The sequence below is a fragment of the Arthrobacter sp. 05T47 genome, from assembly GCF_056395825.1.
On record NZ_JBFTKG010000018.1, the window covers coordinates 44370 to 58659 of the forward strand.

Consider the following 14290-nt stretch of genomic DNA (forward strand, 5'->3'; position numbering starts at 1 on the left):
TGTTGACCTATCCCCATCCTCAAACCCCGGTCTGTCGACGGTCTGTCGCGCCGCTGTGAACGGACTGTGAGCATTTCAGGCAGCCATGCCGGCGGCCGGCCACCCGGGTGTTGCCGGTTGCGACGCTGCTGTCCAGTTTTCTACAAGGACCATTCCGGAGAATACGAGGTGCTGGACGGAATCCAGCGACGATCAACGGGGGCATAATGCATCGATCCGGCAAGGCCATGGTCTGCGCGGCACTGTTTGCCTGCCTGGCCCTGGGAGCTTGCGGCTCCCCGGAGACGCGGCCCGCTTCAGCGGAGACGGCGGCAGTTTTGCCGGGTGCGGTCGCGTCCGCGGATGCGACGGCGGCGGGTAACCCGACTGCGGCTGCGTCCTCCGCCGGAACTGTCGACGCGGGCGTACAACAGCGGGTCAAGAACCTGTGCACGAATGACCTGCAGGCCCAGGCCTCCAGCGCAACCCCTGCGCCCGGACAGCTGCGCGCCGCCCCTAAAGTCACGCTGGTCAGCATCAAATATCTTGGCGAAATGAAACAGATCCCGCTCCCGGACAATACCGCCGGCTACGAGCTCGGCATCAAATTCTCCTACAAGGTGGGACACGACGACGCCAAAACCTCCACGAAATTCTGCCGCGTCAATCTGACCGACTCGGCCGTGGACTGGAAGTGGACCGCGAGCCCCTGATGGGCTGACGCCACTGCCCGGACGCCACAGCCGGGTCCACTGGAGCGGGACACCCCGCACAGCCACGGCAAAGGTCCTGCTAAGTTCACAACTATTCCAGTGCAGGAGATTGATTACAGGAACACCCGCTCAAGGAGGACCCTGATGATCATCTACCGCCCCAACGTCCCACTGACCACCGGCCGCACCGGACTCATCCCGGCGCTGGCCGCCATGGCCTTGACCGCCGTGCTGGGCACGACGTGGCAGGTCCCGAACGAATCGCCAGGAGCAGCGGACACCGCGCACTGTGGGTGACGGCCGCAAGCCACACGATGACGGATGGCTCGTTCAGGAGTGCGGGCAGCCAGGCAGCCGCCGGCGCGGATCAGTTCCTCAGCTGCCTGCCCGGGCATCCTGTCGGTTCGCGGCGGCCCGGTTCCGGGGCAACAGGAATCCGACCGCGACGAGCCAGATCAGGCCGCCGAAACGCCCGACCGGCAACAGGACCTGGAGCGGCTCGACCACCATTGAGAGGAAGCTGAGCTCGGACAAAGCCGCGATAATGAGGCCGGTCCAAGCCAGCCAGCGCGGCACGAAGCGCAGGATCAGGGCAGGGACGGCGATCCCGGCGACGAGAAGCCCCAGGCCGACAACATAGGCGACACCGCCCGTGATGAAGGCGAGAAACGACAGCGCATGGGTCAGCGTGAGGTCGGTGGTGATCTCCGGCCGGCTCAGGACCCACGCCACGGAGGCCGAGAGCATGAGGAAAACCGAGGCCGCAATGCCGCCAAAGAAGCTGATCGCCGGACCAGGGACGCGCACGCCAAGCCGTAGCTGCCGGGCGTAGACGGTGGCCGCGAAGATACCCAGCGGAACCGCTGAACCGAACTGGAACAGGCTGGTGAGCCGCACGGCGTCGGGGTTCCCGTGAAAAAATGCCGCGACCTGCGAGGCGGGAGAGAACGGCGAGACGAAGGTCTGTCCGCCGGTGAGGGCTGCGCTGCACAGCAGGCCGGCGGCGGTGAGTCCCAGGCTCACGGCTGCCAGGATGCCCGGATGCGGCCCACCCGACCTGGCTGTTGTGGATGTGCGGTGGGGAGATAACTCAGTCATGATCGCGCCTTTCCGATAATCACGTCACAACAAGAATCATTCACTTGTTGAATCATTCTGTCAAGAGAGTAATATTGCGGTATGGATCCACAAGATACTCCGCGGTCAAGGCGCACCGCATTCCTGCTGTCCCAGCTGGGGGCACTGGCATCCTCACGCTTTGCCGAACGCACCCGCGAGCTCGAGCTGACACCCGGCGATGCCGGCGTGCTGCGCCTGCTGGGACGCACGCCGGGACTGAGCCAACGCTCCCTGGCCGATCGCCTGGGAGCCGTGCCCAGTCGCGTGGTTGCACTCATCGACTCGCTGGAACGGCGCGGACTGGTGGTGCGGGTGCGCAGCAACACCGACCGGCGGAATTACGAGCTCTGGCTGACGGCCGAGGGCACGGAGGTGCTCGGATCACTGCGCCAGGTTGCCGAGCAGCATGAGGCCGAACTCCTGGCCCCACTCACCGGCGACCAGTCAGCGCAGCTTGCGACACTGCTGGGCAAGCTGGCCGCCGCGCACGGCCTCGACAATGACCTCCACCGCGACACCAGCCGGACCGAATCCAAACCAGGGCGTCCCGACCGGCGGTAGGAGGAGAAGCTTCTGGCCTGCTTCGCGGGTGCGCGACCGCCGCCACTTGTCCGACGCGGCGCCATATGTAAGTATCTGCGTATGAATGCAGATAGTAAGGCTTGCACCCTCACCGCGGACAGCCAGTACGTCGAACTCGCCGTGGAGGTGTTCGCCATGCTGGCCGACGCCACCCGGGTCCGGCTCATCCTGGCCCTGCGACACGGTGAACTGCCGGTCAACGAGCTCGCTGAAAAAGCCGGCAAATCCGCGGCTGCCGTGTCCCAGCACCTGGCCAAGATGCGGCTGGCGCGCATGGTCTCCACCCGCCAGGAGGGCACCAAGGTCTACTACCGCCTGCAGGACGGGCACGCCTGGCAGCTCGTAGCCGACGCCATTCACCAGGCCGAACACACGCTGGGCACAGCTCCGCACCACGGTGCCGCGACGCACAGCCCCAAGAGGGACACCGGGGCATGAACCGGCCCATGCAACCCGGCCACGAAGTCCACGCGCACGCGCATCCGCACGAACCCGGACACGGACACGGACACGAACCCGGGCACACGGAAAGCGGTCCGGACGCGGACCACCTTCAAAGGCACGACCACCACCACGGTCCGCACGCACACATTCACGCAACCGGACTCAAGGGGTGGCTGCAGGAACTCTTCGTGCCGCATTCGCACGACTCCGCCGACTCGATCGACTCCGCCATGGAAACAAGCTCCCAAGGCATTCGCGCCGTAAAGGTGTCCCTGCTCGGCCTCGGGGCGACGTCGCTGTTCCAGCTGGTCATCGTCCTGATCAGCGGCTCCGTGGCGTTGCTGGCGGACACAGTCCACAATTTTTCCGATGCCCTCACTGCCGTGCCGCTGTGGATCGCCTTCCTGCTCGGACGCCGCCGTGCGACCCGGACGTTCACCTACGGATTCGGGCGAGCCGAGGACCTCGCAGGGCTGTTCATTGTGGCGATGATCGCACTCTCGGCCGTCGTGGCCGCCGTCGAATCCATCCGCCGCTTCTTCGAACCCCAGCCCGTCCAGAATCTGGGCTGGGTCCTCGCCGCCGGGCTCGTGGGCTTTGCCGGCAATGAACTCGTCGCGATCTACAGGATCCGTGTGGGGCGCCGGATCGGCTCGGCCGCGCTCGTCGCCGATGGCATTCACGCCCGCACCGATGGCTTCACGTCACTGGCCGTGGTCGCCGGAGTGATCGGCATCTGGCTGGGCTTCCCCCTCGCGGATCCGATGGTGGGCCTGCTCATCTCCGCGGCAATTGCCGTGTTGCTGTGGGGAACCGTGCGCGACATTGGGCGCCGGCTCATGGACGGCGTCGACCCCGCCCTGACGGAACGCCTGGCAGCAGTTGTCAGCACCCATGCCCCCGAGGGCGCAACTTCACGGTTGCGCTGGTCCGGCCAMCGGCTTCACATCGAAGTCTCCATCCCACTGGCGGGCATCGCTGCCTTGGAGGAACTGGCCACTATCCACGATGAAATCGACCGCGGCACCCGCCAGGCACTCCCGAACGTGGGATCCGTGACGACAGTGCCCACGTTCGACCGGGCGGGCGCGGCCGAACTGAACTATCCCCCGAGCCGCGATTAGCGGCGGCCCTCACGGGCTTCCCGGCCAGCGGGGAATCAGTGTCTGTCCGGCGTATCCCGCGGCGTCCCGGACCCGTTGCCGCCAAGCCGGGGAATGCTGGCCACGGCAACCAGGGCCGCAAGGGCTCCGAGGCCCGCAGGCAGGCCGATGAGTGTGGCGATGCCGCCCACCAGCAGCGGCCCGCCAGCGTCTCCGAGTTCGCGGCCGAGCTCGGCGGAGCCCATGGTGCGGCCCATGCGCCCCGGCGGAGTGGTGTCCGCCAGATGGGCAAAGCCGGTTGGCGTCGCCATGCCGACGCCTGCCCCGATTGCCGCAGCAGCCAGGTAAATAGTGACCGGACCGGGGGCCAGGGCCAGGAGGGCGACGCCGCCTGCGGTCACCAGCAGGCCCCACCTCATGCCCTGCGCGTCGCTGATGCCTCCGTTGTCGCGCAGCCTCCCGATCCGGGGCTGGGTGAGCAGGGAGGCAATTGCCAGGAGACTGACGGCTGCCGTTCCGGCGAAAGCGTCCAGGCCGTGCCTCGTCGCAAGGGCGGGAAGAAACCCGACCGCCGCTCCGAGCGCAGCGGTCGAGGCGGCCAGTACCAGTGTGGGGACCAGGAACCGCCGCTCGGTGATCTGCCGCGCCAGATCCAGAACGGTGTAGCGCCGGCGCGGAAGCGGTTCCAGATGCGGCACGGCGACGAGCACCCACATTGCCGCGGCTGCCGCCAGCACCGAGAGGGCCGCAAACAGCAACGGAAAGCCGCCTGCGTATATCAGGGCGGCACCAAGCAACGGTCCTATGACGTATCCGAGACTCTTCCAGGAGCCGTACCTCCCGAAGTAGGTGCCGGCATTCCTTCCCTGGGCACGACGGGCCACCATCGCGGAAGACGCGGGTGAGAAAGCGGAGGCCGCGGCGCCCTGCCCAAGCCGGGCCAGTCCCAGCATGAGCGGGTCCGCTCCCCACAGGCCGATGAGGGACACCACGGCAAAGGCCACCAGGCCCCCAACGATGACGGGCTTGGCGCCGATGCGGTCACTCAGGGCACCGAAGACCGGCTTGAGGAATACTTCAGAGACGTCATACAGTGCGAGCAGAATGCCCAGGTTGAGAAGGGTCAGGCCGATGTTTCCGCTCTGGGCGCCCATGCCTGCGGCGATACTGTGCGCGCCGAAGGCGGTCACGAAACCTGCGGCGTACAACGGGGCGGAGGAGGACCGGGCGGCGAGCACCGGCGGAGATGGGCTCATGAATGAAGCTCCTGGTAAACCTGTCCGGCAAAGTCCTCCAGCGCAACAACGCAGCCCGCCAGGTTCTCCTCGGCACCGGATGCCAGCGCGCTGCCGAAGACGTCCCTGCCCCGGATGGCGCGGAACCACCGCCGCAGCCGATCCAGACTTTGCTCTTCCTCCTCGAGCTCGGCAAGCGTGAACTTCCGCTTCGCAATCTCGTGGGCAATCTCCTCCCGGAATTTGCCGCAGTCGGCGACGAACTCGGCCCATTCCTCCGCCCGGGCCGCATCGAAAAGTGCACGCAGTTTGGCGGCGTCGGCGGAGCCGGTGGCCAGTACCATCAGCTCGCCGTTGCCCGCGCGGGCGAGTTTCCGGGCTTTTTCTGCACCGTCGCGGCAGGCAGGGACGTCGGGTGCGGTCCAGGCGCCCTGGCCGACGGGAACGGCACCGAGTCGGCGCAGTTCCCGCCAGACCGCCACGCGATGCCGGGACGGATCCGACGGCACTTGCACGAGCAGTACAAGCCAGGAAACCTCGGAACTGTGGGTCACAAACTATATTGTAACGGTTGTTACAATCTGGCGCCGGGCCCGGGTTCCGGACCGGAGCCGCAGGTCCGGTCCGGCTCCCCCGCGGCTCCGAATCACCTTCAGGGGACGAGTTTCAGGGCCGGCATTCAAAGACGAGCATTCACAGACCAGGAGTAGAAAGTGACAATGAGCGTTCAGCAGGAACCGGCCCGCACGGGCGAAGCCACGCTGCGGCGGCAGATCGTTCCCACGGAACTGGGTCCCTGCATGGTGCGCGTCCAGGAGGGTACGCCCGGCCGGGGTCAGGCGTCCGGCACAGCGGACGTCTACCTTCACGGCGCAGCTGGTTCCTGGACCAGCTTCCGGGCGCTGCTTTCCGGGGCGCCGGCGAACGACCGGGTGCTGATCGACCTTCCGGGGTGGGGTGAATCCACGGCGGGCGCCCGGCTGGAACAATTCCGCATCGAGGCGATGGCACGCGCCATCACCGGTGTGCTGAACGCGCTGGGCTACCGGCGGTGGAACTTGGTGGGCCATTCGATGGGAGGCTTCCTGGCGCTGCACATCGCCGCGGCGTGGCCCGAACGGACTGCCAGTGTGGCCACCATTTCGGCCACGACATTCGCCGTGTCCGCGGCGGCCCGCGGGCCGCTGCGGAGCCTGGGCAGGTTCCCGGCGTTTGTCGGCATGCTGCTGGCCATGCGCACCATGGCGGCCCTCGGCCCGGCGGGGTCGGCACTGGTCCGCGCAATCGGGACAACCCCACTGATGGGGCCGCTGATGTCCCCATTCTTCGCAGAACCCGGAGCCATCCCGGCGGCGGTGATCCGCGGGCTCAGCAACGACGCCCGGCCGGCCAGCTTCTCCGCGGCCGCCCGGGCGGTGGAGAACTACGATTTTGGCCAGTGGCGCGGCATTCGCTGCCCGGCCCTGGCCCTGCGCGGCGACCGCGACGTGTTCACGCCTCCGTCCGACCTTGCCCGGCTGGCCGAAATAGTCCCGCACGTCCAAAGGGTGACGATCCCGCAGTGCGGCCATTTCGCCAACATCGAGAGGCCGGAGCACGTGCAGCGGCTGCTCGATGACCTGCGCGGCCCGTGACCTGCTGGTCTGCGGCGGGCCACCTCCCTGAAGCCCGAAATCCAGTTGCTTTGACTCTTGACCGGCGACACTCACCGATATATCGTTAACTATCGTCGAAACATCGGCGACTAGTCAGATTCACTTGAACTGGAAGGACGATGCCGCTATGAAGGGCATTCACGACGACAAATTCAACGACGACGGGCCCGCCGCGGGACGCTTCGGGCGCGGCAGGAGCCGCCGGGGACCCCACGGACACGGCGGTTTCGGACCAGGCCGCGGGTTCGGGCCCGGTTTCGGCCCCGGTTTCGGGCCAAGCTTTGGTCCCGGTTTCGGTCCCGGCGGTTCACGGCGGGCCAGCAGGGGCGATGTCCGCTCGGCGATCCTCTCCCTCCTGGCCGAGGCGCCGTCCAACGGCTACGGCCTGATCAAGACAATTGCCGAAAAGACCTCTGGTGCCTGGCGGCCGAGCCCGGGCTCGGTGTACCCGACGCTCCAGCAGCTCGTCGATGAGGATCTCATCGCACCCGTCGGCGAGGGCCGGCGCACCGAGTTCACACTGACCGATGCGGGCAAGGCCTACGTGGCCGATCACGCAGAAGAGCTGGGGAACGCGTGGAACACCGACGCGCAGGGCTCCGGGCCTGCGTTCCACGAGAGTGTCGGGAAGCTCATGGGAGTCATCCACCAGTTCCGATTCTCGGCAACCGAGGAGCAACGCAATGCTGCAATGGAAAAACTCGACGAAACCCGCCGTGCGCTCTACCGCATCCTCGCCGACTAGCGCCGTCGGCACTTGGATGTGGCATGTCGGCCTCTGCGGACAGGTCTGCCGGCCCGGAGTCGGATGACTATTCTGCGGTTCCTGCCGATTGTTCCTGGGCGACGTTCACATTCTGCTCCTCCGCCACCCCGGCCCGAAGAAACAGTTCCCGTGACGCGATTTCCAGCCCCAGGGCAGTCGCTGCGATATCCTCCAGCGTTTGGTGCATCCACGCCACGGCAGCGGCGTCGGCCCGGGCCGCGGCGCCTCCGGAGGCGTGAACTGCCCGCAGCGACGCGTACCGGGCCACCCTGCCTTTCAATTCCCCGGTGAGATCCTCGATCTCTGCCAGTAGCTGGTCCCGCCAAGTGCCGGCATCTTGCGCTCTGTTCAGCTGCCGGACGGAAGATGACAGCCGTCCGAAGGCCGGTTGTTGCCGCTTCCCCAAGAGCTCGGCCAGCTCGGCTGCCAGCTCTTCCATTGCCTGGGCCGATGGTGACGGCGCCGAAAGCCATTCAAGATCTGCATCGCCTTGGGACCGTTGTTCCGCGAACGACAGCAACCGTCCGGGGCGCGGAACGTCGCTTATTGGTCCGGACCGATGGTACGGGTGAAGGGACGCGGGCCGGTTCATGGGGTTGCCTCGCATCGGTGGATCCTCCTGGACAGTGCGCTTGAATAATGGCGCTACCAGGGTCCGGGGCAACACCACTATTTTATCCGGGAGGGGCTCAGGAAGGTAGGCCTCAAAGCACCCGCAGGGCGACTGAGCCGCGCAGGTGCAGTAAAATCCGAGTATGGCGACGATGGGCCGGGCCGTGCGCGTGAGTGCCGCTTTCGTCAAGATAGCGGACACCCTTGTGGCGGACTACGACGTCTTGGACCTCCTCCACACCCTGGTGGAAGAATCAGTCGGTATTCTTGACGCCGCAGCCGCCGGACTCGTGCTGGTCGATCCGGCCGGAGACCTCCAGGTCATGGCCTCGACCAGCGAGGAAAGCCAACTCGTGGAAGTCCTCCAGCTCGAGGCCGGCGCGGGGCCATGCGTGGACTGCTACCGGACCGGAGCCGCCATAGCCATCGACGACATCGCTGCGCAGGGTTCCCGATGGCCCCTGTTCCAGTCCTCCGCCCTGTCCCAGGGCTTCCGTTCCCTGCACGCCGTCCCGATGCGCCTGCGCAACCGGACCATCGGAGCCTTGAACCTCTTTGGCCAGGAAGCCGGTCCCCTCAGTTCCGAGGACACCGCAATTGCCCAGGCCTTCGCGGACGTGGCAACCATTACCCTCCTGCAGGAACGCGCGGCCAGAGAAAACGCCCTGATCAACGAGCAGCTCAAGCGCGCCCTCAACAGCCGCATCCTGATCGAGCAGGCGAAGGGCGTCATCGCCCACACCTCCAATGTCGACATGAACGAGGCGTTCGCGCTGCTCCGCGGCTACGCCCGCGCCCACAACAAAACCCTCTACGACACCGCCGAAAAAGTCATCAACCGCAGGATCACCATCTAGCGCACCCGCTGCCTCCACTACTCGGCACCGGAGGGCGTCGACTGCGGTGCGTCGTGCCACGGACCCAAAGAAGGAAGAATCAAACCTATGACCGAGACCTTGAAAACACCCAACGTCCTTTTTATCTGCAGCAAGAACGGCGGAAAATCCCAGCTCGCCGCCGGACTCATGAATCAGCTCGCCCACGGGACGGTCACGGTGCACTCTGCCGGGACCAAACCCGGTGAATCCCTGAACCCCCAGGCCGTGGACTCCCTGGCCGAACTCGGCATCGACATCACCGGCGAGCACCCCAAGCCCGTCTCCGACGACGTTCTGGACGCGGCCGACGTCGTGATTGTCCTGGGCAACGAGGCCAGGATTGAACCCCGCGAGGGCAAGCGGTTCGAGTTCTGGGAGACGGACGAACTGTCCGAACGCGGCATCGAGGGCATGGAGCGCATGCATCTGGTGCGGGACGACATCAAGTCCCGGGTGCAGAAGCTGTATGCGGAGCTCACCGGCAGCTGAGAKRGTCCGCTGGCCGACTGAGGCCACCGCGAAGGGGATGGACTATCGCCCCCACTTTCGGGGGTTCTGTCCCTACAATTAACTGTGGCCTCCATGGCATCCACGTCGCGGGGGCGACCCACTAAGGAGGATCATCATGGGCCTGGGTGAAAAGATCCACAACGCCGCCGAGAAACTCCACGGCAAGGGCAAAGAGACGGCTGGCAAAGCAACCGGCGACGAGAAAATGAAGGCCGAAGGCAAGAGCCACCAAGTCCGAGCAGACCTGAAGCAGGCCGGCGAAAAAGTTAAGGACGCCTTCAAGAAACACTGAAATACAGGCTTCCGGAGGGCGGGAGTGCGGTCCGGCGGAGCGCGCTCCCGCCCGGCCTTGTCTGCTGGCGTTCCAGGGACCTCCCGTCGTCAGTGATGCAGGTCCAGCGCCTCGAGCAGCCGGGTAACTGAGCCGCCCAGGTTCCACTCTGTGGCGAGACGCTCCAAGTCGGACCGCGGACCACCTGCCACGGGATGCAGTTGCGCTCCCGCCTCTTCAAGCGTCGGCAGCTCCAGGTTCTTCACGATCTGCACCACCGCGGGCGCAACCGCCAGGTACTCCGCGGCCGCGGCGAGCTTGGACCGCACGCCGCTGGACAGTCCGCTTCCGGAATCCGCGGCAGCCTCGAGCAGCCCGTCGAGCGTGCCGTATTCGCCGAGCAACGCCGCGGCGGTTTTCTCGCCGATGCCGGCGACGCCCGGCAGCCCGTCCGAGCTGTCGCCGCGCAGCGTCGCGTAGTCGGCATACTGTGCGGGCAGCACGCGGTACTTCTCGACGACGACGGCGTCGGTCATGACCTCCAGGTTCCGCATTCCGCGCGCCGTGTAGATCACCCGCACCTGACGGGCGTCGTCGATCACCTGGAAAAGGTCGCGGTCGCCCGTCACCACGTCGACCGGAAGTCCGGCGTGGCTGGCGTAAGTGCCGATGACGTCGTCGGCCTCGTGTTCGGCAGCCCCGACGACGGCGACGCCGGCGAGCTCGAGTACCCTGCGGATCATCGGGATTTGCGCCTCCAGCGCGTCCGGAACGACTTCGACGTCGGGGCCGTCGGCCACTGTCTCCTCGACCCGGTGCGACTTGTAGCTCGGGATGAGGTCGACCCGCCACTGCGGACGCCAGTCGTTATCCCAGCAGGCAACCAGGTGCGTCGCGCCGTAGTCCGTTGTGAGCCGCGTGATCATGTCAAGCAATCCCCGGACAGCGTTCACCGGCGTGCCGTCGGCGCGGCGGACCGTGTCCGGCACGCCATAAAACGCGCGAAAGTACAGCGAGGCGGTGTCGAGCAACATCAAACGGTCGGCCATACCTGATCCTGACACGGATGCGCCCGCTCGCGGCGGACCGTCACGGTTTTGTTCCCAGGAGGCCGGGTTGCCGCGGGCGGGCGCTCCAGCCGGCCGCCCGGAACACAAAGTGTTTTCACAGCCTAGGCATGGGAAGTAGCCGCAGGGTGACACATAGGGGTGCGCGGCGGTCAACGCCCGGCCCAGTGAACCATCCACTGCAAGTGCCGCTGTTCCCCAGGAGGCGACGATGACTGCCCAGACCCCTTCGGCTCTCATGACCGTGGCCGAGGTCGCCCTCGTCATGCGGCTGTCCAAGGCGACCGTGTATCGCCTGGTGCAGGCCGGCGAAATCCCCGCCGTCCGCTTCGGCCGGTCCTACCGCGTCCCTAAGAGCGCCGTTTCTGCGTACATTGCACGCTCGGGCCTCACCGGGAACGAAGGCTCCGAGGTTTCGAACCGGCACTGACCGCCGGCCCGCCGCCGCCAGTTTCCTGGCCGGGCGGACGGCTCGTCCTGACTTTTCCAGCCGGGTCATTTTCTCCATCATGACGGCCGCCACCAACAGTTCTGGCCAATATGGGCGGATTTCCGCGTTAACTCTCACCGTTCGCGCACGTTTCCCCGCTGAAACAGCGTTCGTCATTTTCGTCTTTTGAGCCATCTTTCACGCCATTTATTTCCGGGTAATGGCGGAACCAAGTATTTGTATGACATTTGTGTTTCGCCGCTGATTTCTCCCCGGAAAAAGCACGTAGCCACTACTGTGTTGGCCATTCTTGGCGTCCCCGTACGTTGGTCCCAGCCAGCACACCCCAGCTGCTGGATCCCACCGGAGGGCAGATACTCCCCGCACCTTGGCGGCTCACCGCCATTGTGACGGGCGGCAGAAAGCTGTGCATCAGCCACCTGTGCAACCGGATATCGATGGCAACTTCCACACATCCAATTAGGGGTAGAAATGCGTGTATTAGTCACCGGCGGAGCAGGGTTCCTCGGCTCCCATTTGTGCGAAACACTAATCAAGCGCGGCGATTCCGTCGTCTGCGTCGATGATCTCTCGACCGGCAGGCGGGAGAACCTGGCGAAGTTCGCTGATGATCCAAACTTTACGTTTGTGCAGCAGGATGTAAGCACAGCCCTCAACATCCAGGGGCGGCTGGACGCGGTAGCCCACCTCGCGAGCCCGGCCTCACCGCCGGACTATCATCGGCTCCCCCTGGAAACGCTGGCCGTGGGCAGCCGGGGCACGGAGAACGCCCTGAAACTCGCAGAGAGGAAGGCGGCCCGCTTCGTCCTTGCCTCCACCAGCGAGATCTACGGGGATCCTACTGTCCACCCGCAGAACGAGCAGTACTGGGGCAACGTGAGCTCTATCGGCCCCCGCAGTGTCTACGACGAAGCCAAGCGATTCGCCGAAGCCATCTCCATGGCCTACTCCCGCAGCCGGGGGGTGAACGTGGGGATCGTGCGCATCTTCAACACGTTCGGACCACGGATGCGCGCAGAGGATGGCCGTGTCGTCTCCAGCTTCATCGCCCAGGCGCTGAACGGGGATCCCCTGACGATCTACGGCGACGGTCAGCAGACCCGCAGTTTCTGCTACGTGGACGATCTCATTCGGGGCCTTGTGGCCATGATCGACAGCAACGAAACGGGTCCCATCAATCTGGGGAACCCGGTGGAGCGGACCGTCCAGGAATTGGCCGAACTGGTCCTGGAGATCACGGGCTCGTCCTCGAACATTGAATTCCACCGGCGGCCGGTGGATGACCCAACCCGTCGCCGCCCGGACATCAGCCTCGCCGCAAATGTGCTCGGCTGGCAGCCCCTGGTCTCCACCGAGGAGGGCCTGGAGCAGGTCATCAGGTATTTCCGTTCCCACGCCGGAGAAGTGCAGGCCGCAGCCTTGGAACTTTCCGGAGCCCAGTTCGAAGGAATGTCCCCGGCCGCACAGCGGGCGGAGCGTCCGGCCTTGGCCGAACCCGCCTAGCCCCCCGACTACCCACCAGCCCGCGGTCCGTTCGGGCCGCACCGCAGTCCTTAGGAGATCAGCATGCGTATTACTGTCATTGGCACAGGTTATCTGGGTGCTGTCCATGCCGCCGGCATGGCTGCCTTCGGCCACGACGTTCTGGGGGTGGACGTCGACGCCGCGAAAATTGAACGCCTCGCCCACGGCGTGGCCCCGTTCTACGAGCCGGGCTTTCCGGACCTTCTGCGGGAGAACCTCGACGCGGGCCGCTTGCGGTTTTCCACCTCACTGGAAGAAGCGGCCGCGTTCGGCGACGTCCACTTCATCTGCGTCGGTACCCCACAAAAGCCCGGCTCCACCTCCGCGGACATGAAGTTCGTTGACGCGGTCATCGAGGGCATGGCACACCGCATCTGCTCCGGCCCTGCCTCATTGTGGGCAAATCCACCGTGCCAGTAGGGACGGCGGCCCGGCTTACCGAGATGGTGGCCCGGCTCTCCCCAGCGGGTGAGCAGGCACAAGTGGCGTGGAATCCGGAGTTCCTCCGTGAGGGATTCGCCGTCAACGACACACTCCACCCGGACCGGCTCGTGGTCGGGGTGGCCTCCGCCGACGCCGAGGCGACCCTGCGGCAGGTCTACGCCACCATTCTCGAGGAGGGCACGCCGTACGTAGCAACGGATGTGGCCACGGCCGAACTGGTGAAAGTCTCAGCCAACGCGTTCCTGGCAACCAAGATCTCGTTCATCAATGCCATCTCCGAGGTCTGTGAGGCCGTGGGGGCGGACATTGTTCCCCTTGCTACGGCCCTCGGCCACGACGCACGGATCGGCAACCGATTCCTGGCCCCGGGCGTAGGCTTCGGCGGCGGCTGCCTGCCCAAGGACATCCGCGCCTTCCTGGCACGCGCCGAAGAACTGGGCATCGACGAGGCCCTGGGATTCCTCAGAAATGTCGACGCCATCAACCTCAACCGGCGCCACAGCGCGGTCAACCTGGCCCGAGGCATGCTCGGCGGCTCGCTCAAAGACAAGAGGATCGCCATCCTGGGCGCCGCCTTCAAACCCAACAGCGACGACATCCGGGACTCGCCGGCGCTCAGCGTCGCCAACGCCCTCCAGAGCCAGGGAGCACAGGTCCGCGTCCATGATCCCGAAGCCATCGAAAACGCCCGCGCCGCCCACCCCCTGCTCAACTACACCTCCGAGGTCCACAAAGCCTTCGAAGGCGCGCAATTGGCAGTCCATCTCACCGAATGGCAGGAATACCGGGACCTGGACCCGCTGCACCTGTCCACGCTCGTGACCACCCCACACATCCTCGACGCCCGGAACGCCCTCGACATCGACCATTGGCGCGCGGCCGGGTGGACCGTCCGGGCCATGGGCCGCCCGGCCAGGTAGGCCAACAGGACAAGGAG

General features: G+C 65.9%; 17 protein-coding genes and 1 pseudogene. 13 read left to right on the forward strand and 5 right to left on the reverse strand.

What is annotated here, in order from left to right:
- Positions 1-206: 206 nt before the first annotated feature.
- Together AC1DEY_RS13735 and AC1DEY_RS13740 are read left to right on the forward strand one after the other, a co-directional pair.
- Entirely contained in the window at positions 207-692 is a 486-nt protein-coding gene (locus tag AC1DEY_RS13735; protein ID WP_476868407.1) for a hypothetical protein, read from the forward strand.
- 144 nt (positions 693-836) lie between these two features.
- Positions 837-989: a hypothetical protein gene (locus AC1DEY_RS13740; RefSeq protein WP_476868408.1), complete on the forward strand. Its 153-nt coding sequence runs from the start codon at positions 837-839 to the stop codon at positions 987-989.
- Positions 990-1067: 78 nt separating this feature from the next.
- On the opposite strand, the gene AC1DEY_RS13745 is transcribed toward AC1DEY_RS13740, so the two are convergent.
- Positions 1068-1715, reverse strand: coding sequence for a hypothetical protein (locus tag AC1DEY_RS13745; RefSeq protein ID WP_476868409.1), 648 nt, complete (start codon positions 1713-1715; stop codon positions 1068-1070).
- A gap of 156 nt (positions 1716-1871) precedes the next feature.
- On the opposite strand from AC1DEY_RS13745, the gene AC1DEY_RS13750 reads away from it, so the two are divergent.
- The 3 genes from AC1DEY_RS13750 to AC1DEY_RS13760 all read left to right on the forward strand — a co-directional run bounded on the left by AC1DEY_RS13750 (position 1872) and on the right by AC1DEY_RS13760 (position 3961).
- Complete coding sequence (locus AC1DEY_RS13750; RefSeq protein ID WP_476868410.1) at positions 1872-2372, forward strand: MarR family winged helix-turn-helix transcriptional regulator; 501 nt, start codon at positions 1872-1874, stop codon at positions 2370-2372.
- Positions 2373-2453: 81 nt separating this feature from the next.
- A complete protein-coding gene (locus tag AC1DEY_RS13755) occupies positions 2454-2831 on the forward strand; it encodes an ArsR/SmtB family transcription factor (RefSeq protein WP_476868411.1) in 378 nt (125 codons plus the stop codon).
- Positions 2828-3961, forward strand: coding sequence for a cation diffusion facilitator family transporter (locus AC1DEY_RS13760; protein ID WP_476868412.1), 1134 nt, complete (start codon positions 2828-2830; stop codon positions 3959-3961). The genes AC1DEY_RS13755 and AC1DEY_RS13760 overlap by 4 nt, the downstream gene beginning before the upstream one ends.
- A gap of 35 nt (positions 3962-3996) precedes the next feature.
- Here the strand turns inward: AC1DEY_RS13760 and AC1DEY_RS13765 are convergent, their stop codons facing one another.
- Positions 3997-5196: an MFS transporter gene (locus AC1DEY_RS13765; RefSeq protein ID WP_476868413.1), complete on the reverse strand. Its 1200-nt coding sequence runs from the start codon at positions 5194-5196 to the stop codon at positions 3997-3999.
- A complete protein-coding gene (locus AC1DEY_RS13770; protein WP_476868414.1) occupies positions 5193-5729 on the reverse strand; it encodes a Chromate resistance protein ChrB in 537 nt (178 codons plus the stop codon). Before AC1DEY_RS13770 ends, AC1DEY_RS13765 begins: the two co-directional genes overlap by 4 nt.
- Positions 5730-5894: 165 nt before the next feature.
- Here AC1DEY_RS13770 and AC1DEY_RS13775 point away from each other — a divergent pair, with 165 nt between their 5' ends.
- A complete protein-coding gene (locus AC1DEY_RS13775; RefSeq protein WP_476868415.1) occupies positions 5895-6809 on the forward strand; it encodes an alpha/beta fold hydrolase in 915 nt (304 codons plus the stop codon).
- 148 nt (positions 6810-6957) lie between these two features.
- A complete protein-coding gene (locus tag AC1DEY_RS13780) occupies positions 6958-7575 on the forward strand; it encodes a PadR family transcriptional regulator (RefSeq protein ID WP_476868416.1) in 618 nt (205 codons plus the stop codon).
- A 67-nt stretch (positions 7576-7642) separates the two neighbouring features.
- Here AC1DEY_RS13780 and AC1DEY_RS13785 read toward each other — a convergent pair whose 3' ends face one another.
- Entirely contained in the window at positions 7643-8035 is a 393-nt protein-coding gene (locus AC1DEY_RS13785) for a hypothetical protein (protein WP_476868417.1), read from the reverse strand.
- A 316-nt stretch (positions 8036-8351) separates the two neighbouring features.
- Here AC1DEY_RS13785 and AC1DEY_RS13790 point away from each other — a divergent pair, with 316 nt between their 5' ends.
- From AC1DEY_RS13790 to AC1DEY_RS13800, 3 genes are all read left to right on the forward strand, one after another.
- Positions 8352-9065: a GAF and ANTAR domain-containing protein gene (locus AC1DEY_RS13790; RefSeq protein ID WP_476868418.1), complete on the forward strand. Its 714-nt coding sequence runs from the start codon at positions 8352-8354 to the stop codon at positions 9063-9065.
- A gap of 87 nt (positions 9066-9152) precedes the next feature.
- Positions 9153-9575, forward strand: coding sequence for an arsenate-mycothiol transferase ArsC (locus AC1DEY_RS13795; RefSeq protein WP_476868419.1), 423 nt, complete (start codon positions 9153-9155; stop codon positions 9573-9575).
- Between the two features lie 136 nt (positions 9576-9711).
- Positions 9712-9888: a CsbD family protein gene (locus AC1DEY_RS13800; RefSeq protein ID WP_441409098.1), complete on the forward strand. Its 177-nt coding sequence runs from the start codon at positions 9712-9714 to the stop codon at positions 9886-9888.
- Between the two features lie 89 nt (positions 9889-9977).
- On the opposite strand, the gene AC1DEY_RS13805 is transcribed toward AC1DEY_RS13800, so the two are convergent.
- A complete protein-coding gene (locus AC1DEY_RS13805) occupies positions 9978-10916 on the reverse strand; it encodes a 5'-3' exonuclease (RefSeq protein ID WP_476868420.1) in 939 nt (312 codons plus the stop codon).
- Positions 10917-11145: 229 nt separating this feature from the next.
- On the opposite strand from AC1DEY_RS13805, the gene AC1DEY_RS13810 reads away from it, so the two are divergent.
- The 3 genes and pseudogenes from AC1DEY_RS13810 to AC1DEY_RS13820 all read left to right on the forward strand — a co-directional run bounded on the left by AC1DEY_RS13810 (position 11146) and on the right by AC1DEY_RS13820 (position 14273).
- Entirely contained in the window at positions 11146-11364 is a 219-nt protein-coding gene (locus AC1DEY_RS13810; RefSeq protein ID WP_476868421.1) for a helix-turn-helix domain-containing protein, read from the forward strand.
- Positions 11365-11856: 492 nt separating this feature from the next.
- The gene (locus AC1DEY_RS13815) at positions 11857-12888 is read left to right on the forward strand and encodes a UDP-glucuronic acid decarboxylase family protein (protein WP_476868422.1); all 1032 of its coding nucleotides are present in this window, start codon (positions 11857-11859) and stop codon (positions 12886-12888) included.
- A gap of 63 nt (positions 12889-12951) precedes the next feature.
- Positions 12952-14273 (forward strand): annotated as a pseudogene (locus AC1DEY_RS13820) (UDP-glucose dehydrogenase family protein).
- The last annotated feature ends 17 nt before the right edge of the window (positions 14274-14290 follow it).

Excerpts from the sequence above, each read along its gene's own strand:
- AC1DEY_RS13735 (WP_476868407.1), top strand. The coding sequence starts at position 207 with ATGCATCGATCCGGCAAGGCCATGGTCTGCGCGGCACTGTTTGCCTGC.
- AC1DEY_RS13740 (WP_476868408.1), top strand. The coding sequence starts at position 837 with ATGATCATCTACCGCCCCAACGTCCCACTGACCACCGGCCGCACCGGA.
- AC1DEY_RS13775 (WP_476868415.1), top strand. The coding sequence starts at position 5,895 with ATGAGCGTTCAGCAGGAACCGGCCCGCACGGGCGAAGCCACGCTGCGG.
- AC1DEY_RS13790 (WP_476868418.1), top strand. The coding sequence starts at position 8,352 with ATGGCGACGATGGGCCGGGCCGTGCGCGTGAGTGCCGCTTTCGTCAAG.
- AC1DEY_RS13785 (WP_476868417.1), bottom strand. The coding sequence starts at position 8,035 with ATGGAAGAGCTGGCAGCCGAGCTGGCCGAGCTCTTGGGGAAGCGGCAA.
- AC1DEY_RS13780 (WP_476868416.1), top strand. The coding sequence starts at position 6,958 with ATGAAGGGCATTCACGACGACAAATTCAACGACGACGGGCCCGCCGCG.
- AC1DEY_RS13810 (WP_476868421.1), top strand. The coding sequence starts at position 11,146 with ATGACTGCCCAGACCCCTTCGGCTCTCATGACCGTGGCCGAGGTCGCC.
- AC1DEY_RS13755 (WP_476868411.1), top strand. The coding sequence starts at position 2,454 with ATGAATGCAGATAGTAAGGCTTGCACCCTCACCGCGGACAGCCAGTAC.
- AC1DEY_RS13805 (WP_476868420.1), bottom strand. The coding sequence starts at position 10,916 with ATGGCCGACCGTTTGATGTTGCTCGACACCGCCTCGCTGTACTTTCGC.
- AC1DEY_RS13795 (WP_476868419.1), top strand. The coding sequence starts at position 9,153 with ATGACCGAGACCTTGAAAACACCCAACGTCCTTTTTATCTGCAGCAAG.
- AC1DEY_RS13765 (WP_476868413.1), bottom strand. The coding sequence starts at position 5,196 with ATGAGCCCATCTCCGCCGGTGCTCGCCGCCCGGTCCTCCTCCGCCCCG.
- AC1DEY_RS13800 (WP_441409098.1), top strand. The coding sequence starts at position 9,712 with ATGGGCCTGGGTGAAAAGATCCACAACGCCGCCGAGAAACTCCACGGC.
- AC1DEY_RS13750 (WP_476868410.1), top strand. The coding sequence starts at position 1,872 with ATGGATCCACAAGATACTCCGCGGTCAAGGCGCACCGCATTCCTGCTG.
- AC1DEY_RS13815 (WP_476868422.1), top strand. The coding sequence starts at position 11,857 with ATGCGTGTATTAGTCACCGGCGGAGCAGGGTTCCTCGGCTCCCATTTG.